The sequence below is a fragment of the Streptomyces sp. NPDC045778 genome, from assembly GCF_056431945.1.
The window spans coordinates 22,774-47,241 of sequence record NZ_JBWKJZ010000030.1; the positions used below are offsets into that span (position 1 = coordinate 22,774).

24 protein-coding genes are annotated in these 24,468 nt (G+C 73.9%); 7 read left to right on the forward strand and 17 right to left on the reverse strand.

All coding sequences use genetic code 11. The annotated features are described in order from the left end of the window. Positions 1 to 88 precede the first annotated feature (88 nt). Positions 89 to 583: a DUF6314 family protein gene (locus tag AC07GB_RS30495; RefSeq protein ID WP_478851039.1), complete on the forward strand. Its 495-nt coding sequence runs from the start codon at positions 89 to 91 to the stop codon at positions 581 to 583. Here AC07GB_RS30495 and AC07GB_RS30500 read toward each other — a convergent pair. Beyond that, positions 534 to 980 (reverse strand): GNAT family N-acetyltransferase, encoded by a 447-nt coding sequence (locus AC07GB_RS30500; RefSeq protein ID WP_478851041.1) that lies wholly within the window; start codon positions 978 to 980, stop codon positions 534 to 536. The two genes, AC07GB_RS30495 and AC07GB_RS30500, sit on opposite strands and share 50 nt — an antisense overlap. Further along, positions 977 to 2,416 (reverse strand): aminotransferase-like domain-containing protein, encoded by a 1,440-nt coding sequence (locus tag AC07GB_RS30505; protein WP_478851043.1) that lies wholly within the window; start codon positions 2,414 to 2,416, stop codon positions 977 to 979. Before AC07GB_RS30505 ends, AC07GB_RS30500 begins: the two co-directional genes overlap by 4 nt. Between AC07GB_RS30505 and AC07GB_RS30510 the strand changes: the two genes are divergently transcribed. Next, positions 2,415 to 3,365, forward strand: coding sequence for a DMT family transporter (locus AC07GB_RS30510; RefSeq protein ID WP_478851045.1), 951 nt, complete (start codon positions 2,415 to 2,417; stop codon positions 3,363 to 3,365). The two genes, AC07GB_RS30505 and AC07GB_RS30510, sit on opposite strands and share 2 nt — an antisense overlap. 80 nt (positions 3,366 to 3,445) lie before the next feature. Beyond that, positions 3,446 to 3,640: a DUF1918 domain-containing protein gene (locus AC07GB_RS30515; protein WP_478851047.1), complete on the forward strand. Its 195-nt coding sequence runs from the start codon at positions 3,446 to 3,448 to the stop codon at positions 3,638 to 3,640. Between the two features lie 26 nt (positions 3,641 to 3,666). On the opposite strand, the gene AC07GB_RS30520 is transcribed toward AC07GB_RS30515, so the two are convergent. Then, entirely contained in the window at positions 3,667 to 4,890 is a 1,224-nt protein-coding gene (locus tag AC07GB_RS30520) for a glycoside hydrolase family 10-like protein (protein ID WP_478851049.1), read from the reverse strand. 184 nt (positions 4,891 to 5,074) lie between these two features. Here AC07GB_RS30520 and AC07GB_RS30525 point away from each other — a divergent pair, with 184 nt between their 5' ends. Both AC07GB_RS30525 and AC07GB_RS30530 read left to right on the forward strand, forming a co-directional pair. Next, positions 5,075 to 5,935, forward strand: a complete 861-nt coding sequence (locus AC07GB_RS30525) for a 3-hydroxybutyryl-CoA dehydrogenase (protein ID WP_478851051.1) — start codon at positions 5,075 to 5,077, stop codon at positions 5,933 to 5,935. Between the two features lie 284 nt (positions 5,936 to 6,219). Beyond that, positions 6,220 to 6,477, forward strand: coding sequence for a hypothetical protein (locus AC07GB_RS30530; RefSeq protein ID WP_478851053.1), 258 nt, complete (start codon positions 6,220 to 6,222; stop codon positions 6,475 to 6,477). A 22-nt stretch (positions 6,478 to 6,499) separates the two neighbouring features. On the opposite strand, the gene AC07GB_RS30535 is transcribed toward AC07GB_RS30530, so the two are convergent. The 10 genes from AC07GB_RS30535 to infC all read right to left on the reverse strand — a co-directional run bounded on the left by AC07GB_RS30535 (position 6,500) and on the right by infC (position 17,766). Next, the gene (locus AC07GB_RS30535) at positions 6,500 to 7,042 is read right to left on the reverse strand and encodes an NUDIX hydrolase (protein WP_478851055.1); all 543 of its coding nucleotides are present in this window, start codon (positions 7,040 to 7,042) and stop codon (positions 6,500 to 6,502) included. 172 nt (positions 7,043 to 7,214) lie between these two features. Beyond that, a complete protein-coding gene (locus AC07GB_RS30540) occupies positions 7,215 to 8,564 on the reverse strand; it encodes a transcriptional regulator (protein ID WP_478851057.1) in 1,350 nt (449 codons plus the stop codon). Between the two features lie 271 nt (positions 8,565 to 8,835). Then, the gene (locus tag AC07GB_RS30545) at positions 8,836 to 9,999 is read right to left on the reverse strand and encodes a PP2C family protein-serine/threonine phosphatase (protein ID WP_478851059.1); all 1,164 of its coding nucleotides are present in this window, start codon (positions 9,997 to 9,999) and stop codon (positions 8,836 to 8,838) included. 227 nt (positions 10,000 to 10,226) lie between these two features. Further along, positions 10,227 to 12,764 carry a phenylalanine--tRNA ligase subunit beta gene (gene pheT, locus AC07GB_RS30550; protein ID WP_478851061.1) on the reverse strand — a complete coding sequence of 846 codons (2,538 nt, stop codon included), beginning with the start codon at positions 12,762 to 12,764 and terminating at the stop codon, positions 10,227 to 10,229. Then, on the reverse strand, positions 12,764 to 13,888 hold the full coding sequence (pheS, locus tag AC07GB_RS30555; RefSeq protein WP_478851063.1) for a phenylalanine--tRNA ligase subunit alpha: 1,125 nt from the start codon (positions 13,886 to 13,888) through the stop codon (positions 12,764 to 12,766). Before pheS ends, pheT begins: the two co-directional genes overlap by 1 nt. Positions 13,889 to 14,038: 150 nt before the next feature. Continuing rightward, on the reverse strand, positions 14,039 to 15,187 hold the full coding sequence (locus AC07GB_RS30560) for a sensor histidine kinase (protein WP_478851065.1): 1,149 nt from the start codon (positions 15,185 to 15,187) through the stop codon (positions 14,039 to 14,041). Positions 15,188 to 15,245: 58 nt separating this feature from the next. After that, positions 15,246 to 16,103 carry a TrmH family RNA methyltransferase gene (locus AC07GB_RS30565; protein ID WP_478851067.1) on the reverse strand — a complete coding sequence of 286 codons (858 nt, stop codon included), beginning with the start codon at positions 16,101 to 16,103 and terminating at the stop codon, positions 15,246 to 15,248. Between the two features lie 215 nt (positions 16,104 to 16,318). Continuing rightward, positions 16,319 to 16,702, reverse strand: coding sequence for a 50S ribosomal protein L20 (gene rplT / locus AC07GB_RS30570; RefSeq protein ID WP_478602164.1), 384 nt, complete (start codon positions 16,700 to 16,702; stop codon positions 16,319 to 16,321). A 104-nt stretch (positions 16,703 to 16,806) separates the two neighbouring features. Next, positions 16,807 to 17,001 carry a 50S ribosomal protein L35 gene (rpmI, locus tag AC07GB_RS30575; RefSeq protein WP_030560333.1) on the reverse strand — a complete coding sequence of 65 codons (195 nt, stop codon included), beginning with the start codon at positions 16,999 to 17,001 and terminating at the stop codon, positions 16,807 to 16,809. 105 nt (positions 17,002 to 17,106) lie between these two features. Next, positions 17,107 to 17,766, reverse strand: a complete 660-nt coding sequence (infC, locus tag AC07GB_RS30580) for a translation initiation factor IF-3 (RefSeq protein ID WP_478851198.1) — start codon at positions 17,764 to 17,766, stop codon at positions 17,107 to 17,109. Between the two features lie 357 nt (positions 17,767 to 18,123). Here infC and AC07GB_RS30585 point away from each other — a divergent pair, with 357 nt between their 5' ends. Next, complete coding sequence (locus AC07GB_RS30585) at positions 18,124 to 18,513, forward strand: DUF1844 domain-containing protein (protein WP_478851069.1); 390 nt, start codon at positions 18,124 to 18,126, stop codon at positions 18,511 to 18,513. 3 nt (positions 18,514 to 18,516) lie between these two features. On the opposite strand, the gene AC07GB_RS30590 is transcribed toward AC07GB_RS30585, so the two are convergent. From AC07GB_RS30590 to AC07GB_RS30600, 3 genes are all read right to left on the reverse strand, one after another. After that, on the reverse strand, positions 18,517 to 19,245 hold the full coding sequence (locus AC07GB_RS30590; RefSeq protein WP_478851071.1) for an SseB family protein: 729 nt from the start codon (positions 19,243 to 19,245) through the stop codon (positions 18,517 to 18,519). An 88-nt stretch (positions 19,246 to 19,333) separates the two neighbouring features. Further along, positions 19,334 to 20,548 (reverse strand): type VII secretion-associated serine protease mycosin, encoded by a 1,215-nt coding sequence (gene mycP, locus AC07GB_RS30595; RefSeq protein ID WP_478851073.1) that lies wholly within the window; start codon positions 20,546 to 20,548, stop codon positions 19,334 to 19,336. Then, positions 20,548 to 22,086 carry a hypothetical protein gene (locus AC07GB_RS30600; RefSeq protein WP_478851075.1) on the reverse strand — a complete coding sequence of 513 codons (1,539 nt, stop codon included), beginning with the start codon at positions 22,084 to 22,086 and terminating at the stop codon, positions 20,548 to 20,550. Before AC07GB_RS30600 ends, mycP begins: the two co-directional genes overlap by 1 nt. Positions 22,087 to 22,237: 151 nt before the next feature. On the opposite strand from AC07GB_RS30600, the gene AC07GB_RS30605 reads away from it, so the two are divergent. Continuing rightward, complete coding sequence (locus AC07GB_RS30605; RefSeq protein WP_478851077.1) at positions 22,238 to 23,464, forward strand: amino acid deaminase/aldolase; 1,227 nt, start codon at positions 22,238 to 22,240, stop codon at positions 23,462 to 23,464. A gap of 14 nt (positions 23,465 to 23,478) precedes the next feature. On the opposite strand, the gene AC07GB_RS30610 is transcribed toward AC07GB_RS30605, so the two are convergent. Next, positions 23,479 to 24,429: a DUF2510 domain-containing protein gene (locus AC07GB_RS30610; protein WP_478851079.1), complete on the reverse strand. Its 951-nt coding sequence runs from the start codon at positions 24,427 to 24,429 to the stop codon at positions 23,479 to 23,481. Positions 24,430 to 24,468: the final 39 nt, after the last annotated feature.

The following is a 24,468-nucleotide window of genomic DNA, read 5'->3' on the forward strand; positions in this document are numbered from 1 at the left end:
GGGAGGCCGGTGGGAGGCCGGTGGGAGGCCGGTGGGAGCGCGGGGCCCGGCCGGCCGGGCCCCTGCGCGGGCCGCGTACGCTGCGGGCATGCCCTTCCCCGTGCCCGACGCGCTCGCCTTCCTCGCCGGCGCGTGGCGCGTCGAGCGGACCGTACGGGACTTCGCCGCGGGCCCGGACGGACCGGTGGAGGGCCGCTTCAGCGGCACGACCCGGTTCACGCCGCTGCCGGGCGGCGGGCTGCTGCACCACGAGTCCGGCACGTTCACCTGGCGGGGCACCCCGCGCCCCGCCGAGCGCACCCTGCGCTTCCTGCCGGGCGAGGGCGCGGGCACCGTGCTCGTGCACTTCGCCGACGGGCGCTTCTTCCACGGCCTCGATCTGCGCACCGGCCGTCACACCGCCGACCACCCGTGCGCCGCGGACCTCTACCGGGGCGACTTCGCCGTGGACGACGCCCACTCCTGGCGGACGCGCTGGCGCGTCCGGGGCCCCGCCAAGGACCTGCTCCTGACGACGGACTATGCCCGCGTGCTCACTGCTCGCCGAGCACCATCCACAGGTCCGGGTTCTCCAGGCCCTTGAAGCCGATCTTCTCGTAGACACCGTGGGCGTCCCCGGTCGCGAGCATGATCCTGCGCAGCCCGAGAGCCGTCAGATGGTCGCGTATGCCCGCGGCGAGGGCGGTGCCCAGGCCGGTGCCGCGCACGGAGCGGTCCACGTAGACGTCGCAGAGCCAGGCGAAGGTGGCGTGGTCGGTCACCACGCGCCCGTACGCCACCTGCTCGCCCGACGCGGTGTCGTACACGCCGAAGTTGAGGGAGCCCGCGATCGCGTCGTCCTGCTTGGCGCGGGGGCGGCCGAGGGCCCAGTAGGCGTCGGTGGACAGCCAGTGGTGGACGCGGGCCGCGTCGATGCGGGCGGGGTCGGTGGACATCTCGTACCCGTCGGGCAGGGCGTGGGTGCGGGGCGTGTCAGTCATGCCGTCACCTCATCACACGCCTCGGACAGCCGGCGGACTCCTTCGGCGATCTCCGCCGTGCCCGCGAGCGCGGCGAAGCTGAGGCGGATGTGCCCGGCCGGGGGCTCCGCAGCGAAGTACGGGCGGCCGGGGGCGACGGCGACCCCGGCGCGCAACGCGGCGGCCGCCAGGGCGAGTTCGTCGGTGCCGTCGGGGAGCCGGAGCCACAGGTGGTAGCCGCCCGCCGGGACGTGCGGCAGGGCGAGCGTGGGAAGCCGCAGCCGCAGCGCGGCCACCAGGGCGTCCCTGCGCTCCTTCAACTCCCTGGCCACGGCGCGCAGATGGCGGGTCCAGGCCGGGGAGCCGACGAGTTCGAGTGCGGCCTCCTGGAGCGGCCTGGGCACGAAGAAGTGGTCGACGACCTGGATGGTGCGCAGCCGCTCCAGGACGGGGCCGCGCGCGGCGAGGGCGCTGACCCGGAAGCTCGGCGACGTGGCCTTGGTCAGCGAGCACACGTGCACGACCACGCCGTCCTGGTCGTCGGACGCCAAAGGCCTGGGCAGCGGCCCCGCGTCCTCGTGCACGAGGCGGCGCACGAAGTCGTCCTCGACGACGAACGCCCCCGCGGCCCGGGCGATGCGCAGCACCTCGGGGCGGCGCGCGGCGGACAGCACGGCGCCGGTGGGGTTCTGGAACAGCGGCTGGCAGACGAACACGCGCGCGCCGGTCGCCTCGAACGCGGCGGCGAGCAGCTCGGGCCGCACCCCGTCGGTGTCCACCGGCACCGGCACCGGCCGGAGCCCGGCGGCCCGCGCGATGGCGAGAAGGCCGGGGTACGTGGGCGATTCGATGAGCACCGGCGCGCCGGGCGGGGCCAGCGCCCGCAGCGTGGTGGTCAGGGCGCTCTGCCCGCCCGCGGTGATCAGGACCTCGGCCGCGGTGATCGCGCCGCCGATGCCGCGCGCGAACCACTCGCGCAGCTCGGGCAGGCCGTCGACCGGGGGCCGTTCCCAGGCGCCGGGGCGGCGCCCGGCCCGGGCGAGGGCGGCGGCCATCGCGCGCTCGGGCTGGAGCGAGGGGTGCAGATAGCCGCCGTTGAACTCGATGACGCCCGGGCCGGGCGCGGCCAGCGTGGCGAGCACCCCGGAGGCGTCCACCGAGCGCGGCACGACGTCGGCGGTGGCGTCGGCGCTCAGGGACACCTCCTGCCACGAGGTGTCGCCCACCGGCACGGCGGGGGCGCCCGGCGCCTGCGCGCGGAAGGCACCGGCACCGGGCCGCGTGACGACCAGGCCCTCCGCGGCGAGCTGCGCGAGGGCACGCGACACGGTCACCGGGCTCACCCGGAACCGCTCGACCAGGGCCCGGCTGGAGGGCAGCTTTCCACCTGGAGAGTAGCGGTCCAGCTCATTTCGCAGCTGATACGCCAACTCACCCACACTGCTACGCTGTTGCATGACAGCACAGGATAGCGCTACTGAACGACGGCGGATAGCGGTCCCGCCCGGCACCACCTCGGCGGGCCGGCCCATGGCCGCGGCCCCCTCCCCCCGCCGCGTCGGCACCCTCCAGGCCGCCCTCGGCGTCACCGCGTTCTCGCTCACCTTCCCCGCGACCGCCTGGGGCCTGGGAGGCATCGGCCCCTGGAGCTTCGTCGCGCTGCGCTGCGTGCTGAGCGCCCTCGTCGCGGGCGGCTGTCTGCTCGCGCTGCGCGTGCGGCCGCCCCGGCGCGCCGACTGGCCCGGCCTCGCCGTCGTCGCGGCCGGCACGGTCATCGGCTTCCCCCTGCTCACGACGCTCGCCCTCCAGACGTCCAGCACCGCGCACGCGGCCGTCGTCGTCGGCCTGCTGCCGCTGACCACGGCCGTGTTCTCCGTGCTGCGCACCGGCGCCCGGCCCTCGCGCGCCTTCTGGGCCGCGGCGCTCGCGGGCGCCGCCGCCGTGGTCGCGTTCACCCTCCAGCAGAGCGGCGGCGCCCTGACGATCGCCGACCTGTACCTGTTCGGCGCGCTCGTGGTGTGCGCCGCGGGCTACACCGAGGGCGGCCGCCTCGCCCGGCACATGCCCGGCTGGCAGGTCATCGGCTGGGCGCTGGTCCTGTGCCTGCCCCTCGGCGTCGTCTGGGCGGCGCTCGCCCTGCCGCACGAGACGTTCCAGCTCACCGGGCACAGCACGGCGGGCCTGCTGTACTCGGCGGTCGGCTCGCAGTTCCTCGGCCTGCTCGTCTGGTACCGGGGCATGGCCGCGATCGGCGTCCCCAAGGCCAGCCAGCTCCAGCTCGCCCAGCCCCTGCTCACCCTCGTCTGGTCGGTGTTCCTGCTCGGCGAGACGCTGACCCCCGCGGCGCCGCTCACGGCCGTCGCCGTCCTGATGTGCATCGCCGCCACCCAACGAGCGCGCGGGTAGGCGCCAACCGAGGCCACCGGTCGTACACTGTCGGCCACGCACCGCCACCAACAGCGACGCGGACGAGGAGGTCACTCCCCATGCAAGCATCCGTGGGCGACCGGCTGCTGATCCACGGCAGGATCGTCGGACAGCACGACCGGACTGCGGAAGTCATCGAGGTCCTCGGAGCGGACGGCGGCCCGCCGTACCGCATTCGGTTCGAGGACGGACACGAGACGGTGATGTCCCCGGGCCCCGACACGGTCGTACGCCCCTTCGCCTCCAACGACTAGCCCGCGCGCCCCTTGGGCCGCGCCCGTCACGGTGCCGGGTACGTGTAGTGGTCGTCGACGACGCGCCGCATGGCGCCGATCCTGTCGGCGACCACGTGCTTCGCCGAGTAGAACACGTGCCCGCGCACCCGCGGGAAGCCCTTCGCGTACGTGAGGTGGCGGGACAGCTCGGTCGGGTCCTGCCACGGCGCGGGCTGCGCCGGGTCGCCCGCCTTGTACAGCGCCTCCCCCACGTAGAGGCGTACGCCTGTGCCCCGGGCCACCTCGTCCCACCAGGGGACCAGCTTCGCGTAGTCGGCGGCGGGCAGGCCGATGTGCCAGTAGAGCTGTGGGCAGATGTAGTCCAGCCAGCGCTTGCGCACCCAGCCGCGGGTGTCCGCGTACAGGTCGTCGTAGGTCTGCACGCCCGCCCGCGTGTCCGATCCCGTCGGGTCGGTGGCCGCGTTGCGCCAGACGCCGAAGGGGCTGATCCCGAACTGCGTGCCCGGGCGGACCTTCTTGATCCGGGTGCCCATCTCGCGCACGAGCCGGTCGATGTTGTCCCGCCGCCACGAGGCCCGGTCGGGGAAGGCGCCGCCGTAGCGCGCGAAGGCGTCGTCGTCGTCGAAGACCTGGCCCGCCACGGGGTACGGGTAGAAGTAGTCGTCCCAGTGCACGGCGTCGAGGCGGTAGCGGCGCACGGCGTCGAGCATGGCCTGCTGCACGAACCGCCGCACCTCGGGCAGGCCCGGGTTGTAGAACAGCTTCCCGCCGTACGGCACGACCCACTCGGGGTGCACGCGCGCGGGGTGGGTCGGCACGAGCCGGGCGGGGTCGGCGTGCATGGCGATCCGGAACGGGTTGAACCAGGCGTGCAGCTCCAGGCCCCGGTGGTGCGCCTCGCGCACGGCGGTGCCGAGCGGGTCCCAGCCCGGGTGCTTGCCCTGGGTGCCCGTGAGGTACTCCGACCACGGCTCGTACGCCGAGGGCCAGAACGCGTCGGCCGTGGGGCGCACCTGGAGGACCACCGCGTTCAGCTTGCGGCGCACCGCCTCGTCGAGGTACGCGATCAGCTCCGCGCGCTGCTGGTCGGGGGGCAGGCCCGGCTTGGCGGGCCAGTCGATGTTCACCACCGTCGCCACCCACATGCCCCGCATCTCGCGCCCTCTGTGTCTGGAGCCCGCCACCGCGGCCGCGTCCCCGGCTGTCGCGAGGCCCGCGGCCACCGATGCCGCCGCCGCGGTGAAGGCCCGACGTGACATACGCCTCATGTTCCCGTCCTCTGATTCTCGAAATCCCCGGACAAGCCCTGGCCGTTCGGGGACAGCATGCCCGACCCGGGCCACCGCGCACCGCGACGCGCGGAGTAACGTTCACCGGCGAGGCAGGGACCGGCGTCACACGGGGGACCTGCCGCCCCTGTAGATGAGCGAAAGGCACGAGGTGACCGACTCTATGGCCGACATTGCGCGCGTCGGAGTGGTGGGCTGTGGCCAGATGGGCGCCGGGATCGCGGAGGTCTGCGCCCGCTCCGGCCTGGACGTGAAGGTCGCGGAGACCACCGGAGAGGCCCTGGAGATCGGCCGCACGCGGCTGTACAACTCCCTGTCCAAGGCCGCCGAGCGCGGCAAGATCTCGGAGGAGGAGCGGGACGAGACGATCGCGCGGCTCAGCTTCACCACCGACCTCGGCGAATTCGCCGACCGCGACCTCGTCATCGAGGCCGTCGTGGAGAACGAGCAGGTCAAGACCGAGATCTTCCAGGTGCTCGACCAGGTCGTGACGCGCCAGGACGCGATCCTCGCCTCCAACACCTCCTCCATCCCGCTGGTGAAGCTGGCCGTGGCCACGTCGCGGCCCGACCAGGTCATCGGCATCCACTTCTTCAACCCGGCCCCCGTGCAGCAGCTCGTCGAGCTGATTCCGGCCCTGACCACGTCGGAGGGCACGCTCGGCCGGGCCCAGCTGTTCACGGAGAAGGTGCTCGGCAAGCACGCCATCCGCGCCCAGGACCGCTCCGGGTTCGTGGTGAACGCCCTCCTCATCCCGTACCTGCTGTCCGCGATCCGGATGTTCGAGTCGGGCATCGCCAGCCGCGAGGACATCGACAACGGCATGGAGATGGGCTGCGCCCACCCGATGGGCCCGCTCAAGCTGTCCGACCTCATCGGCCTCGACACGGTCGCCTCGGTCGCCGACTCCATGTACACCGAGTACAAGGAGCCCCTGTACGCCGCTCCCCCGCTCCTCCAGCGCATGGTCGACGCGGGCCGCCTGGGCCGCAAGTCGGGCTCGGGCTTCTACACGTACGGCTGACGGTTGCCCGGCCGGCCGGTCCGAGCGGCGCGCGGCCGGGCACGTTCACAGCATCTGGACGGACCAGCTCCGGTAGTCGCTACGCTGTGTTGCTGAATTCAAGTCAATTTCCGGCCAGTTCACGGACCCGGCACTCGGTGAGTGCCGGGTCCGCGGCGTTCACACGGCGTGTGCGCGGCGGGCTCGCATATGCCCTTCGCACACTCTCCCGCCGCGACCACCAGGCGAGTTGACTTTCGGCTGCGCACAGGGGGGATGTGACCACTACTGAGAGGAGCGGTCTCGTGACCACCGACCCCGAGCGTCCCGTGGTCCCGGAAGAACTCGCAGAGTTACGTCGGAGCCTGGACGTGGGTCTCGCCCGCGTCGACGGACAGCTCGCGTTACTCACCCAGCGCGACGTACAGCACACGAAGGACCAGGACGACCTGTCCGTGCGGATCGCGGCCCTGGAACACACCCGCTGGCCACTGCCCGCCCTCGCCGCGCTCACCGCGGTCGGTGCGCTCGCCGTGGCGGTCTGGCAGGCCCTCGGACACTAGCCCAGGGGCCGCGTCCGAGCGGTCAGCGCGCGTCCTCGCCGAGGCGCAGATGGTGCAGCAGGAGGAGCGCCGCCGCCATGTTGGCGGCCGGGACCTCGCCACGCGCCACCATGTCGGGAACGAGCTTGAGCGGGACCCACTCGCGTCGGTCCGACTCGAAGTCGTCCTCGGGGTGGCCGATGTAGGTCCCCTCGTCCGACCAGTAGATGTGGTGCCGGGCGTCCGTGAGCCCGTTGGACGGCTCGACGCTCATCAGGTGTCGCAGGGGCCCCGGCCGCCAGCCGGTCTCCTCCTCCATCTCACGCGCCGCGGCGCAGGCGATGTCCTCTCCGTCCTCCACCACCCCCGCCGCGAGCTCCCAGCCCCAGCTGTCGGTGATGAAGCGGTGCCGCCACAGGAGCAGCACCTCGTTGGCCTCGTTGACCACCGTGGCGATCGCCACCGGACGGAGCCGTATCAGGAAGTGGTCGAGATGCCGGCCGTCCGGCAGCTCGACGTCCGCGAGATTGACGGTGAACCATCGGTTTCCATACACAGTCTGTTCGCTCTGTTTCGTCCACTGCACGGTTCTGCCACCTTCCGCCGAGTAGATGGCAATATCGCAGCAGGAGGGTACGAGAGCACTCGGCGCACGGCGGAGCGGCGTAGCACGTGTCAGGCCTCTTTCCGCCCCCGCGCCCCCGATGTCACGACGTCACAGCGTCACAGCGAACCGCGCCTCACCGCGCTCCCGCTCCTCACAGCGGTACCCGCAGCGCGCCGTCGATCAGCTCGGCGGCCTCCGCCGTGCCCGCGCAGTCGCTGCGGACCAGGTACTCGCGCACCGCCCGCAGCCGGTCGCGCAGGCGCTGGGACTCCATCCCGCGCGCCTGCTCGGCCATCTGCACCGCCGTGGCCACCGCCTCGTCGGTGTTGCCCTGGCGCAGCTCGATCTGGCTGAGCATGGCGAGCCGGTGCACCCGGCCCCGGTCGTGCGCCGGGGTGTCCACCGCGGCGGCGGCGTGTTCGCGGGCCGCCGCGAGATCCCCGAGGCTGAGCAGTGCCTCCGCCACCTGTACGTTGACCAGGCCCGGCTGGACATAGCCGGTCTCGTCCGGCTCCCGGCCACGCCGGATGCGGTCGGCGGCGGCCTCGGCACGCCGGATGCACGACAGCGCGCTGCTGCCGTCGCCCAGATGCGCGTACGCCTTGGCCTGCATCGCGTACAGGTCCGAGGCGAGCGCGGGCGTGATGTCCCGGCCCGCGGCCCGCAGCGCGGCCTCCGCGAAGGCCACCGCCTGGCGGAACTCGCGCATGAACAGGGACTGGTTGACGAGCAGCGCGATCACGTACGCGCCGAGCCCCCGGTCCCCGCTGGCCTTCGCCAGGCGCAGCGCCTGGTGGAAGTAGCGCTGGGCGAGGCCGTGCGCGTCCGAGTCGTAGGCGCAGATGCCCGCTATCGCCACAAGGCCGCCGGTCGAGCGGTGCAACTGGCGCCCCATCGCGTCGGTGTAGCTGCCGCGGAGCAGCGGCGCGGCCTCCGCGTTGAGGAAGCCGACGATGCGGGTGCGGGTCGCGACGCCACCGGTCTTGCGGTACATCTGCTCGTAGTGCGTACGGGCCGCGCGCAGCATCTCCAGGTCCGCCATGCTCACCGGGTGGCGGCCGCCGCGCGAGACGTCCGTGTCCTCGGGCGGGTTCTCCCACTCCCACACCGGCATCACGGCGGGCGTCCCGGTCACCGCGGGGGCGCCGAGCAGATGCGGGCGCTGCTGCTCGTCGGACCGCCACAGCGCCGTGGCCCGCTCGACGAAGCCGGAGAGCGTGGAGGCCATCGAGCCGCCGCGGACGGCCGGGCCGCCGGGCACGCCGAGGCCGATGTCGTCGAGCGTGACGGTGCGTTGCAGCCGCGCGGCGAGCACCTCGCAGATCAGGTCGGGCACCTGGCCGCGCGGGCGCTGGCCCTTCAGCCAGCGGGCCACGGCGGTGTGTTCGTATCTCAGAGCGAGGCCGCGGGCCTTGCCCGCCTGGTTCACATGGGCGGCCAGGCCCGCGTGCGAGATGCCGGCTTCGTCGAGGATCGCGTCGAGCAGGGTGTTGGGCTGCATGGATGCCCTCCGGTGGCTCGGTGCGCCCAGCCTAGTGGAGCGCCCTTCACACGGGGTGTGAACGGAGTGCCCGCATCCGGGGGGTACGCGCTCTGCCGCACGGGGTGCGCGGTCGGTTGACTGAGGGTCCTCACCAGGAGGCGGCCGGGCCGCCGGCTCCCCCCTCAACTCAGTGCGGCGGCCCCTCTTCGGCGCCGTCCGTACGTCCGTCGTCTGCCCGGCAGTTCCACGACGGCGCGGACGGCGCGGGCCGCACCACACCGGGCGGTGTTCAGCTCATGGTGCGGGCGCACCGCCCGGTCTCCGTCTCCGTCTGCTGTCGTGGGACCCTCTTGCGGTCGTTGCGCAGCACGAGCAGCGCGGCGTCGTCGGAGGGCAGGCGGCCGATGTGCCGCAGGAGCCTGGCGTACACGGCCTGGATCACGTGCTGCGGCGACACCGGCTGGGTCCTGGCCGCCTCGCCGAGCACGGCGGCCAGCGGGAAGAACCGCCCGGAGCCGTCGCGCGCGTCCTCCACACCGTCCGTGTGCAGCACCAGGGCGTCGCCCGGCAGCAGTCGGCCGCAGTTCTGCACGGGCAGTTCGGCGGGCAGCGGGAAGGGGCCGAGCGGCGGCAGCGGCTCGCCGCCGGGCAGGAGCTGGGCGCGGCCGCGCAGCCGGTACGGCCACGGGTGGCCGCAGTTGAGCGCCCGCACCTCCCCGTCCTGGCTGATTTCCACCAGGAGGACGGTCACGAACTCCTCGGCGACCGGGCTCTCCGGGGCCGTCGTGCCGCTCGCCGGGTGCTCGGCGCGGGAGCGCTCCCGCAAGTGCCGGGCCAGGGCCCGCTCCAGGCGCCGCAGCACCTGCGGCAGTTCGGGCTCGTCGTGGGCGGCCTCGCGGAAGCTGCCGAGCACGGCGGCGACGGTGCCGATCGCGGCGAGGCCGTGGCCGCGCACGTCGCCCATGACGAGGCGGACGCCGTGGTCGGTGGCCGCGACCTCGTACAGGTCGCCGCCGACGGAGGCGCCGCGCGACGCGGAGAGCCGGCCCGCGGCGAGGGCGAGCCCGTCGACGCGCGGCGGCAGCGGCCTCAGCAGGACGTTCTGCGCGGCGCCCGCGACCTCGCGGATCTGCCGCAGCTCGCGGATCAGCGCGTGCCACACCTGGAATATGAGCCCGGTGCCGACGGCGAAGAAGACGGCGCTGGTGACGATCCGCGCCCCCATGCCGCTCTGCTGCGCGAGCGGACAGGCCAGTTTGTACGTGATGGCGACGGCGCCCCACACCGCCGGCAGGCCGAGCGTGAGCGCCCGCCGCAGCCGGCGGCGGCACGGCCGCTCGAACGCCGCTGACGGATGCTCGTCGCACGGACCGCCCCGGCCGCGGGCTCGCAGCCGGGGCCCGCGCCGGTTCCCCGCGCCGCGGCGGGGCGTACGAGGCTTGATACGGATCATGCCGACGGCCCCCCTAAGGCCCCGGTTCAGCGTGTGGGCCGTGTACGGGACCGGCCCCTACGGCCGGATTGATTCTGTCGACCGAGTGGCCGGATCGGGTCAGATCAACGGCAGTTGTCACTCAAACGAGTGAGCAGGGCGCACGCCGTACCCGGATACGCCGGAGGGGGCGCATCCGCTCTCGCGGACACGCCCCCTCATCAGCGCGTTCGTGCGCCGGGCCGGTGCTAGGCCCCGCGCAGCACCGCGCCGGTCGTCTCGGCGGCACGCGCCACCGCGGCGTCGCGGGCGGCCGATGCCTCGTCGACCGTCAGCGTGCGGTCGGGGGCACGGAAGCGCAGCGCGTACGCGAGCGACTTCTTGCCCTCGCCGAGCTGCTCGCCGGTGAAGACGTCGAACAGGCGGATGTCCTCCAGGAGGTCACCCGCGCCGTCGCGCAGGTACGCCTCGACGACGGCCGCGGGGACGTCCTGGTCGACGACCAGGGCGACGTCCTGCGTGGCCACCGGGAAGGACGAGATGCGCGGCGCGCGCAGCGCGCCCTCGCCCGCCTCCTGGAGCAGGTCCAGGTTCAGTTCCATCGCGCAGGTGCGCGCGGGCAGGCCGAGCGCCTTGGTGACGCGCGGGTGCAGCTCGCCGGCGTGGCCGATGGAGACCAGGTTGCCCTGCTCGCCGTTCGGCCCCTGCGCGCTGTCCAGGTACACCATCAGCTCGGCGCAGCGGCCCGGGTGCCAGGGGCCGTACTGGCCCTGCTGGACGACGAGTTCGGCTCCGGCCTCGTGGGCCAGGGTGCGCGCGGCCTCGACGGCGTCCGCCCAGTCCGCCGGGCGGCCCTTGCCCCACCAGCCGGACCGCTCGCGGGCGCCGGTGAGCACGACTGCGGCGTGCCGCGGCTGCTCGGGCAGGGCGCTGTCAAGGCCGGCGATCTCCTCGTCCGTGGGACGGCGGTCGACGGGCAGGCGCCCGGCGACGTGCGCGCCCTCGGCGGGGTGGAAGACCAGGCCGGTCTCGAAGAGCGCCAGGTCGTGGCTGCCGCGCCCGTCGTTGCGGCGCAGCGCGGCGAGCAGGCCGGGCAGCAGCGTCGTACGGAGCGCGGGCTCCTCGTCCGAGAGCGGGTTGACGAGCTTGACGACGCGGCGGTTCGGGTCGTCGGCGTCCAGGCCGAGCTGGTCGAAGACCTGCTCGCTCACGAAGGGGTAGTTCAGCGCCTCGACGTACCCTGCGCCCGCGAGCGCGCGCCCGGCGCGGCGGTGCAGCCGCTGCCGCTCGGTCAGGCCGCGCCCGGCCGGGGGCCTCGGCAGCGTCGAGGGCAGGTTCTCGTAGCCCTCGAGGCGGATGACCTCCTCGGCGAGGTCGTTGACCTCGGCGAGGTCGGGGCGCCACGACGGCACGGTGACCGTCAGGACGTCCTGGCCGTACACGTCGCAGCCGACCTGCTGGAGGCGGCGTACGACCGTCTCACGGCCGTACGTGACTCCGGCGACGCGGTCCGGGTGGTCGGCGGGCATCGTGATGGTGTGCGGCGCGGACGGCGCGATGACCTCCGTGACGCCCGCGTCCGCCGTGCCGCCCGCGAGCAGCACGAGCAGGTCGACGGTGCGCTGCGCGGCGGCCGACGCGGCCTGCGGGTCGACGCCCCGCTCGAAGCGCCGGGCCGCCTCGGACGACAGCTTGTGGCGGCGCGCGGTGCGGGCCACCGAGACGGCGTCGAAGTGCGCGGCCTCGATGACGACGTCGGTGGTGCCCTGGTCCTCGTCGTGGTCGGCGATCTCCGTGTTGGCGCCGCCCATGACACCCGCGAGGCCGATGGGGCCGCGCTCGTCGATGATCACCAGGTCCTCGGCGTCGAGCACCCGCTGGGCGCCGTCGAGGGTGGTGAACTTCTCGCCCTGCTCGGCGCGGCGGACGCCGATGGTGCCCTGGACGCGGGAGCGGTCGTAGGCGTGCAGCGGCTGGCCCAGCTCCAGCATCACGTAGTTGGTGACGTCGACGGCCAGCGAGATCGGGCGCATGCCCGCCTTCTGGAGGCGGCGCTGGAGCCAGATCGGCGAGCGGGCGTCGGGGCTGAGACCGGTGACGGTGCGCGCGGTGAAGCGGTCGCAGCCGGCGGGGTCGCTGACCTTCACCGGGTAGCCGAACGCGTTCGGGGCCGGGACGTCGAGCAGCGCCGGGTCGCGCAGCGGCAGGCCGTACGCGGTGGCCGTCTCGCGGGCGACGCCGCGCAGCGACAGGCAGTCGCCGCGGTTGGCGGTGACGGCGATGTCCAGGACCTCGTCGACGAGTTCGAGCAGCTCGATGGCGTCGGTGCCGGCCTCGTGCTCGGGCGGGAGCACGATGATGCCGCCGCTGCCGTCGTCGCCCATGCCCAGCTCGTCGCCGGAGCAGATCATGCCGTGCGACGTCTTGCCGTACGTCTTGCGCGCGGAGATCGCGAAGCCGCCGGGCAGCTCGGCGCCCGGCAGGACCACGACGACCTTGTCGCCGACGGCGAAGTTCCGGGCGCCGCAGACGATCTCCTGCGGCTCACCGGTGCCATTGGCCTGACCCACGTCCACGGTGCAGAAGCGGATGGGCTTCTTGAAGCCCTCCAGCTCCTCGATGGTGAGGACCTTGCCGACGACGAGGGGGCCCTTGAGGCCCGCGCCGAGCTGTTCGACGGACTCGACTTCGAGGCCCGCCGCGATCAGCTTGGCCTGCACGTCGCGGCCGGTCTCGGTGGCGGGGAGGTCGACGTACTCCCGCAGCCAGGAAAGCGGGATGCGCATCAGATCTCCGTCCCGAACGGCCGGGTGAAGCGGACGTCACCTTCGACCATGTCTCGCATGTCTTCGACGTTGTGGCGGAACATCAGCATCCGTTCGATGCCGAACCCGAAGGCGAATCCGCTGTACTTCTCGGGGTCCACGCCGCAGGCGGTGAGCACCTTGGGGTTGACCATGCCGCAGCCGCCCAGCTCGATCCAGCCCTCGGAGGAGCAGGTGCGGCAGGGGCGGTCGGGGTTGCCCACGGACTCGCCACGGCACACGTAGCAGACCATGTCCATCTCGGCGGACGGCTCGGTGAACGGGAAGAAGTTCGGCCGCAGGCGGGTCTTCATGCCCTCGCCACCGAACAGCTCCTGCACCATGTGGTCCAGGGTGCCCTTGAGGTCCGCCATGGTCAGGCCCTCGTCCACGGCGAGCAGCTCGACCTGGTGGAAGACCGGGGTGTGGGTGGCGTCCAGCTCGTCGGTGCGGTAGACGCGGCCGGGGCAGATCACGTAGACCGGCGGCTCGCGGTCGATGAGCGAGCGGATCTGCACGGGCGAGGTGTGCGTGCGCAGCACGACGCCGGAGTCGGCGGAGCCGTCGGCGCCTTCGATGAAGAACGTGTCCTGCTCACCGCGCGCGGGGTGGTCCGGGCCGATGTTCAGGGCGTCGAAGTTGAACCACTCGGCCTCGGCCTCGGGGCCCTCCGCGACCGCGTAGCCCATGGCGACGAAGATGTCCTCGATGCGCTCGGACAGCGTGGTCAGCGGGTGCCGGGCGCCGGCCGCGACACGGTCGTGGGGCAGCGTGACGTCCACCGCCTCCTCGACCAGGACGCGGGCGTCACGCTCGGCCTCCAGCTCGGCCTGGCGGGCGGCGAGCGCCTTGTTCACGGCGCCGCGGGCCATGCCCACGCGCTTGCCCGCGTCGGCCTTGGCCTGCGGGGGCAGGGCGCCGATCTCGCGGTTGGCGAGCGAGAGCGGCGAGGTGCCGCCGCAGTGCGCGGTCTTCGCCTCCTGGAGCTGGTCGAGGTCGGCGGCGGCCGCGAAGGCGGCGAGCGCCTCGTCCCGCACGCGCTCGATCTCTTCAGGTTTCAGTGCCTCGACCTCGACAGGGTCGTACGACTTGTTCGGTGCCGACATCTCTTCCCGTGCTTCCGGTTGGCTGGCGGATGGTCCCCGTCAACGAGTCGGAGACGAGTGGTCCCGACCAAAGGGGACACAAAGGTGCCAACGACCGAGTCTAACGGGGTGGTGGTGGACGGATGCGCCCGCGGGCCGCTCAGGGCGTGATCACTGGAGATACGCCGGAGCCCCCACGGGCAACGTAAATCGGAACTGGGCGCCCCCGCTCGCCGCGCGGCCGACGGTGATCGCGCCGCCGTGTGCCTCGACGATGCCCTTCACGATGTACAACCCCAGTCCCGTCCCGCCGCGCTTGCTGCCCCGCCAGAAGCGGGTGAAGACGCGGCCCATCGACTCCTCCGGAATGCCGGATCCCTCGTCGCTGACGGTGACCGCGGTGTCGGTCGCTCCCCGCACGCGCAGGGACGGCGAGGGCGCCACGTCGATCGTGACAGTTCCCTCGCCGTGGCGCACCGCGTTTTCCAGCAGGTTGCTGAGTACCTGGTCGATCTTGTCGGGGTCGGCCCAGAGGTCGGGCAGCGGCTGCTGGAGGCGGACGAGGAAGCGGTCGGCGTCCTGTCCCGCGGCGACGTGGGCCTGGATGTGGCGCCCGACGGCGGCGCCGATGTCGACGGGCTGGCGGCGCAGTTCGAGCCGGCCTGAGTCGATGCGGGAGATGTCCAGAAGCTCGGCGATCAGCCTGGTCACCCTGTTCGCGTCGGCGTCGACGGTCTCCAGCATCAGCCGCTTCTGGTCGTCGGTGAACCGCTCCCACTTGGCGAGCAGGGTGGCGGTGAAGCCCTTCACGGACGTCAGCGGGGAGCGCAGTTCGTGGGCGACCGTGGCGATCAGCTCGGCGTGGCTGCGCTCGGTGCGCCGCCGGGCCTCGGTGTCGCGCAGCGAGACGACGAGGCGGCTGAGCGGGCCCATGGGCCGCGACCGTACGTAACGGGCGGAGACGAGCACCTCGCGGCCGCCGGGGAGCAGCAGGTTGCGCTCGGGCTGGGCGACGCGCGTCGCGAGGCCGCCGTAGGGGTCGGTCAGCTGCCACCACCTGCGCCCTTCGAGGTCCTCCAGGGGCAGGGCGCTCTCGATGCGGATGCCGAGCGCGTCGGCGGCGCGCACCGCGGTGATGCGTGCCGCGGCGGCGTTGAAGCAGATGACGCGCCCGGCCTCGTCGGCGACGACGAGGCCGTCGGGCAGGCCGTCCGGGTCGATGCCCAGCTCGCCGAGTCCGGGGCCCGCCGGGCCCGCGTGGCCCGCGGGAGGGCACAGGATGCCCCGCACTCCCGGTGCTCTGCTCGTGCCGACGCTCATTCTCCCTGATCCCCGCCTTTCGGAGGTGGCGCAGTGGGCCCCCGGGCCCGACACACTACTAGCCGGGAGTGACGGAGCGGCACCCTCCGGCGGCACGCTGTGCACGGGCGGACGCATAGAGGCATACGGCTGCTGCGGTCGCGAGGTTCAGGCTCTCGGCGCTGCCGTGGATCGGAACGCGCACCACGGCGTCGGCGAGTGCGCGGGTCTCCTCCGGCAGCCCCCAGGCCTCGTTGCCGAAGATCCAGGCGGTCTCGGTGCCCATGGTGCCCTTGTCCAGCTCGGCGTCCAGGTCGTCCTCGCCCGCGCCGTCCGCGGCGAGCACCCGGACGCCGGCCGCCTTCAGACCGCGTACGGCCTGCTCGACGGGTACGCCGACGGCCACCGGCAGATGGAAGTGGGAGCCGACGGAGGCGCGTACCGCCTTGGGGTTGTAGAGGTCCACGGAGGCGTCGGTGAGCACGACGGCGTCGGCCCCGGCGGCGTCGGCGCAGCGCAGCACGGTGCCCGCGTTCCCGGGGTCGCGGACGTGCGCGAGCACGGCCACGAGCTTGGGGCGGCCGGCGAGGATCTCCTCGAACGGCACGTCGAGGAAGCGGCACACGCCGACGAGCCCCTGCGGGGTGACGGTGGTCGAGATGTCGGCGATCACGCTCTCGTCGGCGAGGTGCACGCGTGCTCCGGCGGCGCGCGCGTCCGCGACGATGTCCGCGTAGCGCTCGGCGGCCTCGACGGTCGTGAACAGCTCGACGAGCGTGGCCTGTCCGCCGCCGCGGTGTCCGGCCGCCTCCCGCACCGCCTGCGGCCCCTCCGCGAGGAAGAGGCGTTCCTTCCCCCGGAAGTTCCGCTTGCCGAGGCGCCGGGCGCCGGTGACGCGCGGCGACCGCGGGGAGATCAGTTCGGGACCGTGTGCCATCGAGTCGCTTTCCGGTGTACGGGGTGGGGACAGGGGGCGTTCTGCCGCCCCGGGCCGGGTTCGCTCACCGCCGCGACGGCGCGCGGCCGGGACGACGGGGACCGGCGGTGCCGAACCAGCCGCGGCATCGTGCGGCGGGGTACGGCCAAACGTGACTGGACCCGCAGGCCGGGTGGCCTGCGGGTCCAGTCACACTCGCTCAGCTCAGTGCAACGTCACGCGGCCTTGGGGGCGTTGACGTCGGAAGGCAGGGCCTTCTGAGCGACCTCGACGAGCGCCGCGAAGGCGTTGGCGTCGTTGACGGCCAGCTCGGCCAGGATCTTGCGGTCCACCTCGATGTTGGCGGCCTTCAGACCCTGGATGAAGCGGTTGTAGGTGATGCCGTTCAGGCGGGCAGCGGCGTTGATGCGCTGGATCCACAGCTGACGGAAGTCGCCCTTGCGCTTCTTGCGGTCGTTGTAGTTGTAGACGAGGGAGTGGGTGACCTGCTCCTTCGCCTTGCGGTACAGGCGCGACCGCTGGCCGCGGTAGCCGCTGGCCTGCTCGAGGATCGCCCGACGCTTCTTGTGGGCGTTGACTGCCCGCTTGACGCGTGCCACTTGTTAACTCCTTGTAGCGGGGCCGTGGTGGTCGTCACACGGCCCGATTCGACTGAGGTCCCGGTCCTGGCGTCGCGTGGCCCCCGTCACCGGGGGCCGCGACGTCACTTGCCGAGAAGCTTCTTGATCTTCTTGGCGTCGCCCGGGGCCATCTCGGCGTTGCCGGTGAGGCGACGCGTCAGACGGGACGACTTGTGCTCGAGCAGGTGGCGCTTGCCGGCGCGCTCGCGGAGCACCTTGCCGGAGCCGGTGATCTTGAAGCGCTTGCTGGCACCGCTGTGCGTCTTGTTCTTCGGCATAGCGCCGTTCTCTCCTCGTCAGTGGCGCTCCGATGCCCGGTCGCGAAACCGGGCATCCGGGAGCGTCATGTGTTCGGTTGGCATCCCCGGACTCGCGTCCGGGGATCAGGCCTCGGCGGAAGCCTCGGCCGGGGCCTCGGCGGGAGCCTCGGAAAGCTCACCCTCGGCGGCGTTCTGCGACTTGCCGGGGTTGGCCTTCGCGTCCGCCTTGCGAGCCGCCTGGGCCTCACGGGCCTCGGCCATCGCCTCGGTCTTCTTCTTGTGCGGACCGAGGACCATGATCATGTTGCGGCCGTCCTGCTTCGGGTTCGACTCGATGAACCCGAGGTCCTGGACGTCCTCGGCGAGGCGCTGCAGCAGTCGGTAGCCGAGCTCCGGCCGGGACTGCTCGCGACCACGGAACATGATCGTGATCTTGACCTTGTCGCCCTGCTTGAGGAACCGGACGACGTGACCCTTCTTGGTGTCGTAGTCGTGCGGGTCGATCTTCGGCCGGAGCTTCATCTCCTTGATGACCGTGTGCGCCTGGTTCTTGCGCGCTTCACGGGCCTTCATGGCCGACTCGTACTTGAACTTCCCGTAGTCCATGAGCTTGCACACGGGCGGACGGGCGTTCGCCGCGACCTCGACCAGGTCCAGGTCGTACTCCTGCGCAAGCTCCAGGGCCTTGGCAAGCGGAACAATCCCGACCTGCTCGCCGCTGGGACCGACAAGTCGCACCTCGGGAACGCGAATCCGGTCGTTGATGCGGGGCTCGGCGCTGATGGATCCTCCTCGGTAGCACCACGCGACGGTCTGGCGGACAGCCGCGTAACGTCTGTTTTCTCGACCAACCCGCCGGGGGCACAAAAAATGCCCCGGCTGATCACAGCAGGGGCTCCGAAACACATACCGGAGCACCTCCGCGGTGACCACGGGGCGCATCGGGCGGGCCTCACACTGGGGAGCGGACCGCCTGACCGGTGACCCGCCGCTCGGGGAGCGGCAAGGTGGGAGATCGGAGCCTCCACTTGTGGGCCGGTTCCTGCGTCGAAGCGCGGGCGTCCGGCCGGTCGTCACCCCAGGTTACCAGGTCCTGGGGGGTGGGGCTAACGACGCGCGGGCGGCTCTAGGGTGTGGGACATGAGTGACACGAGCCCCACGCCCTCCCCGACCCCTGCGGCCGCCTCCCCCGAGAGCCCCGACTTCGACGCCATGACCCGCGACATCGCGGACGTGCCCGCGGTCGAGGTGATCACGACGGTCGCGGTGCACCTGATGAGCGCGGCGGCGGTGAACCTCGGCCTGGCCGAGGAGGGCGAGACCCACAAGGACCTGGACGAGGCCCGCAAGCTCATCCAGGCCCTGGCCGGGCTGCTCGACGCGAGCGCGACGGAGGTCAGCTCCTTCCACGCGGCCCCGCTGCGGGACGGCCTGAAGTCGCTCCAGCTGGCGTTCCGCGAGGCCTCCGTGGTGCCGGACGCGCCGGGGCAGGGCCCCGGCGAGAAGTACACGGGGCCGGTGTTCGGCTAGCGGTCAGCGTACGTAGAGGGGCTCGCCCGGTGGCGTGGCCTCGGCCGGCAGCAGTGCCAGGTCGAGTCCGCGCACCAGGCGGGCCCTCAGTGTTTCGTCGGCGGCGAGGGCCTCGGCCACGCGCCGGGCGGTCTCGGCGGGGGCGGCGCCCGGGGCGAGGACCAGGGCGAGGGTGCCGTCGGCGGTGCCGGGGCCGAGGTGGGCGCGGACCACGGCGGGCTCGGCGGCGACCGCGGCGCGGACGGCCTCGCGCACGGCCGGGTCGGTCAGTGCGTCGGCGCTGTCGCGGCCCTCGGCGAGGGCGATGAGCGCGGCGCGGTTCAGCTCGTAGGGGACGGGGCCCGCGAGGTCGAGGACGATCGTGTCGGCCTTCTCGTGGGCGGCCGCCTGGAGCGCCTGGTGCAGGGGTACGGCGACGGGGCGGGCGGCCGGGTCCCACAGGGCGAGTGCCTCGGTGGAGGTGAAGGCGGGCAGCGCGGTGCGCGAGCCCGCCTTGAGCGTGGGCACGGCCATGTCGCTCGTCTTCTCCCGGCGCAGGCCGTTCTCGTCCTCCTCGACCTCGCCGAGCACGGCGACGACCGGCACGAGGAGCCGGGCACCGGCCAGGGCCTTCAGGACCGGGCCGTGGGCGGTCCTGTCCTGGGACCAGGCCTCCAGGGCCGCGCGCAGTTCGGGAGCCGCGGAGCCGTCGTCGTCGGAGAAGCCGGGGTCGGGGATGTTCTTTGTCTGCACGTCGTCGACACTAGCCCGCCGCTTCGCGGCGGCAGTCGCCCACCCGCCCATTTCTCGGCACCGCGGGGCGCGGCTCGGGAAGTGCCGCTCAGCGGCGGCGCGGGCGGCCCCGCCAGAGGTACGCGCCCGCCGCGAGCAGGGCCGCGCCCAGGGTCCCGGCCACGGGGCCCAGCCAGCCCGATGACGTGGCGTCGTCCGGTGCCTCGTCGGGGCCCGGGCCGAAGTACTTCTTGGCGTACGTCCCCCCGTGGGCCCTGGCCCGCAGGGAGTCCGGCTTCAGCCCGGGGGCGCGGCCGAGCGCGGCCACGGGGTCGATGAGACCGAAGCCCCGGGAGTCGTCGCGCCCGCCCGCGGGGGCGTCCTGGGCGGTGTCCTGGAGGAGCCGCTTGACCTGCGCCGGGGAGAGGCCGGGGCGGGCGGACCTGATCAGGGCGACGGCGCCGGAGACGAAGGCGGACGCGGCACTGGTGCCCCAGCCCTCGTAGTACTTGCGGTCGGGGTCGGCGATGACGATGTCGTCGCCCGGGGCGCTGACGGTGGCGTACCAGCGGCGGGTGGAGAAGGAGGCCCGCGCCCCGTTCTCGTCGACGGCCGTCGCGACGATCACGCCCGGGTAGGCGGCGGGGTAGGAGACGTGGTCGCCGCGCTCGCCGCCGTTGCCCGCCGACGCGACGACGACGGCGCCCTTTTTGAGGGCGTACTGGACGGCGGCGTCCTCGGCGGGTTCGGGGTGCGCCGACTTGGAGTCGTCGCCGAGGGAGAGGTTGATGACGTCGGCGCCGTGGTCGGCCGCCCAGCGGATGCCTTCGGCGAGGGCGTTGCCGCGGGTCTGGCGTGCCTTCCCGCGGGCCGGGTCGCCGTCCTCCAGGATCACGCGCACCGGCAGGATCCTGGCCCCGGGGGCGATGCCGAGCACGCCGTCGCCGCGGCCCTCGCCGTGGCCGTGCCCGGCGACGATCCCGGCCATGGCGGTGCCGTGCCGGGCCCAGGTCCGGTCGCCGCGCCGGGCGCCGAAGCCGACCATGTCCTTGCCGGGCAGGACGCTGCCCTTGAGGTCGGGGTGGGAGCCGTCGACCCCGGTGTCGAGGACGGCCACGGTGACGCCCTCACCCTTGGTGGTGCGCCAGGCCTGGCCGGTGCCCATGGCGTCGAGGGCCCACTGCTGGGCACGGATGCCGTCGTCGGCGTGGGCGGGGGCGGCGGGGAGCAGCGCGAGTGCTCCGGCTAGGGCCGCGGCGACCGGCGCGTGCCACCGCGTCGGCCGGTCCCGGCCCGGAAGGCCGCGCGGGCTCGGCGTGCTCATCAGGACTTCTCCGGGGCCGTGGTGGCGGTCTTGCGCAGGCTGCGCTCGACGCGGTCGGCGATGCCCTTGGCGTCGTGGCCGAGGCCCGCCTGGGCGGGGGCGGAGGTGGCACCCGCCGCCATGGCGTCGGCGGCGGGTTCGGGCTCGGTGACGGCACGGTGGTCGGCGAAGCCGGAGACGGCGTAGGCGACGACGGGCGCGTCGGGCACGACCGACAGGGTCCAGGTGGCCCGCTGCACGTCGCCGAAGCCCGCCGCCGGGGTGCCGGGGGCGGCGTACGCGCGGGGCATCAGGTCGGTGCGCCGGTCCAGGCCCTCCTGGCCGAAGCGGGTGCGCAGCGCGCGCATCGCGGGGGCGTCGGCCTTGGTGAACAGCAGGCCCACGGTGGTCAGATGGCTCTTCGTGGCGTCGGTGTAGGTGGCGCGCAGCAGGCGTCGGCAGCCGACCGGGGCGAGCGCCTTGCGCAGCAGCGGGTCGAAGGCCTTGGCGCAGCCGCTGTCGGGGGCGACGGCGACGCGGTTCCAGACCCGGTCGGCGCCGCCGGGGCCCGCGCCCTCGCCCTTGATGGCGGGCGGGAACAGGTCGTCGACGGGCAGGCTGTGCCAGAGCGCCCCGGCGGTGGCGTAGGTGGAGCGGGAGCCGCCCGCCGCGTCGGACTCGCCGGTCAGCCAACTCCCGGTCGCGGCGCCGCCGATGAGCCCGAGGCCGAGGACGGCGCAGGCCGCGGCGGCGGCCGCGCGGGGCCCGAGCCAGTCCGCGACGGGGCGGAGCCGGGTGGTGGTGTCGTCGTACAGCGCGGGCCGGGCGAGGAACACGAAGGGCCGGTGCGCGTCGGGGCGCGGCGACAGGTCGACGGTACCGACGACCTTGCGGGCGGCCCGGGTCCGGCTCCGCGACGGGCTGCCCGCCGGGCGCGGGGGTACGCCGGGGCGCGGCGGGTTCACCGGGACGGGGGGCGCGTCCGGGAGGCGGGCGGACGCGGGCGGCGGGGCGTCCTGGGCGTCGGGCTCGGAGGGGGCGGGCTCGCCAGGGCCCGGCCGGGAGGCGTCCCGCTCGGGGGGCTCCGCGGACTCGGGAGCGGCCGGGCCCGGCTCGGCGGGGCTTCCGCCGCGCGCGTCGTCCGCCCTGGAGTCGGTGCCGGCATCCGTGCTGGCGCCCTTATCAGCGCCCGCCCTGGCCGTATAAGCCTCCGCAGCCCCTGATCGCGCAGCCCGGGCAGGCGGCCTGGTGCGGCCCGGGGCGAGCCGGTCGAAGGGTGCCAGGAGGTCCGCGACCGCGGCCTCGTGTTCGGGCGGGAGGGGGGCGTCGGGGCCGCCGCGGGGACGGGCGTGGTCCACGGGCGGTCGTACGTCGGGAAAGCGCGCGCTCGCGGGCGGCGGGGGCGGCTCCCCCGTGGTCCTGGGCGAAGGCGGGCCGGACGCCGGGTCCGGGGTGACGGGCTCACCGGGAGCGGCCGGGGTGCCGTCGGGCTGGGCGGGCACCCGGGGCGGGGTGCCGGGACCTGGGGGGACGGGGGGCCGTCGCGCCTCCGTGCTCATGCACCCCCCGTTCCGTCGCGTCGCGCGCTCCCTGCGTGCGCGTCACTTTACGGGTTGACATGAGCCCCACGGGAACCCAGTCCAGGCCACCGGGTGATCTGCCCGGAACGTCCCCCTACCCTCGGGTAGCGGTGTCTGGCAGGCTGCGCCCATGACAGGCGGAGCCGCTGACTTCACCCGGGACCGGGCCGCGGACCGGGCCCGTTACGACCGGGCCACCGCGCACCTCGACGCGCCCCTCGCGATCGTCGACCTGACGGCGTTCGACGCCAACGCCGCCGACTTGACGCGCCGGGCGGGCGGGAAGCCCCTCCGGGTGGCGAGCAAGTCCGTGCGGTGCCGGGCACTCCTTGAACGGGTGCTCGCGCGGGACGGCTTCGCCGGGGTCATGTCGTACACCCTCGCGGAGTCCCTGTGGCTGGCGCGCTCCGGCTTCGACGACGTCCTGCTCGCGTACCCCTCGGCGGACCGCGCCGCGTTCGCCGAGCTGGCGGCCGACCCGAAGCCGGCGGCGGCCGTGACGGTGATGGTCGACGATCCGGCGCAGCTGCGGCTGATCGAGGAAGCGCGCGGCGACGGGCGCGAAGAGGTGCGCGTGTGCCTGGAGTTGGACACCTCCCTGAGGCTGCTCGGCGGGCGGGTGCGGATCGGCGCGCGGCGCTCCCCGCTGCACGAGCCGGCCCAGGTCGCCGCGCTCGCGCGGGCGATCGCGCGGCGGCCGGGCTTCCGGCTCGTGGGCGTCATGGCGTACGAGGGGCACGTCGCGGGGGTCGGGGACGCCGTCGCGGGGCACCCCGCCAAGTCCCGGGCGGTGCGGCTCATGCAGGCCGCCGCCCGCAAGGAACTGGCCGCCCGGCGCGCGGAGACGATCCGGGCGGTGCGCGACGCCGTGCCGGACCTGGAGTTCGTGAACGGCGGCGGCACCGGCAGCGTGCAGCACACGGCGGCCGAGGACGCGGTCACGGAGGTGGCGGCGGGATCGGGCCTGTACGTGCCGCGCCTGTTCGACAACTACACGTCGTTCAGCGGACGTCCGGCGGCGCTCTTCGCGCAGCCGGTCGTCCGCAGGCCGGGGCCGGGCGTGGTGACGGTGCTCGGCGGCGGCTATCCGGCGTCGGGGGTCGCGGGCGCGGACCGTTCGCCTGCGCCGTATCTGCCCCAGGGGCTGCGGTACGACGCCCAGGAGGGCGCGGGCGAGGTCCAGACACCGCTGCTCGGGCCCGCAGCGGACGACCTGCGGATCGGGGACAAGGTGTGGTTCCGGCACGCCAAGGCCGGTGAGCTGTGCGAGCGGTTCGCGGAGCTGCGCCTGGTCGAGGGCGACCGGGTCACGGAGACGGTGCCGACGTACCGGGGCGAGGGCCACACCTTCTTGTGAGGGCGCGTTAGCCGCTAAGGCGTGGGGCCCACGCTGCTGCCCGCTCCCCCGCCGGTGGCGCTGTCCCCGACGGGCCTGATGCCGTCCACGACCTCGTCGATGTCGGACAGCGGGGGCGCGCCGTCCGCCGCGTCGATGGTGATGCGGACGATGACCATGGCCTCGGAGCCGGTGCTGGAGGGGAACGACAGGGACTGCACGTAGCCACCGGGCCCCTTCTTGGTGTGGACGCGCCACCGCACGAAGTACCCGCTGCGGCCCGCGACCGCGACGGCGCCGCTCTTGACCTGGGTGTGGCGCGTGATGCCGCCGAACGGCTCGCGGTCGAGCGCGTCGTGGTCGTACGCGGCCTCGGCGGCGTCCGCGATGTCGCGCCGGGCGAGCTTCTCCGGCGAGCGCTCGTCGGTGCCGGTCGCCGTGCGCGTGGTGATCGTGCCGTGGCGGCAGAAGCCTGCGTCTCCGGGGCACTCGTAGGTGTCCGGCGTCTGGAGGGTCAGCTCGTCGCCGACGGTGTGCTCGGCCTTCTCCCAGCCGTCGGGCACGGGCAGGGTGATGCCGTTGAGTTCGTCGGTGAGGGTGTCGGCATCCTCGGGGGCCTCGGTGGGCGACGCGGACGCGGTGGGCGACGCGGTCGTGGGGGTCGGCTCGTGCGGCGCCGGGGCGGTGGGCGCGGGCCCGGCCGCGGGGTCGCCGTCGTCGTCCTGGAGGACCAGGAAGCCGGTGACGATCGACGCGACGAGGACCGCCCCGGCCGCGCCGAGCGCGACGGCCTTGGCGCGACGGCCGCCCGTGCGCGCGGGCAGCGGCCGCACGGCGGTGGCGCCGAGCCCCGGCCCCGCCTGCGCAAGAGGGACCGTGGCCTCGGGCGTGCGCCGGTGCTCGGTCCACGCGGACCCGTCCCACCAGCGCTCGACGGCGGGGTGGGACGGGTCCGGGTACCAGCCGGGCGGCGGCGACATGCTCATCCCGGCACTCTAGGACGTGCCGCGCCGGCCGGCACAACC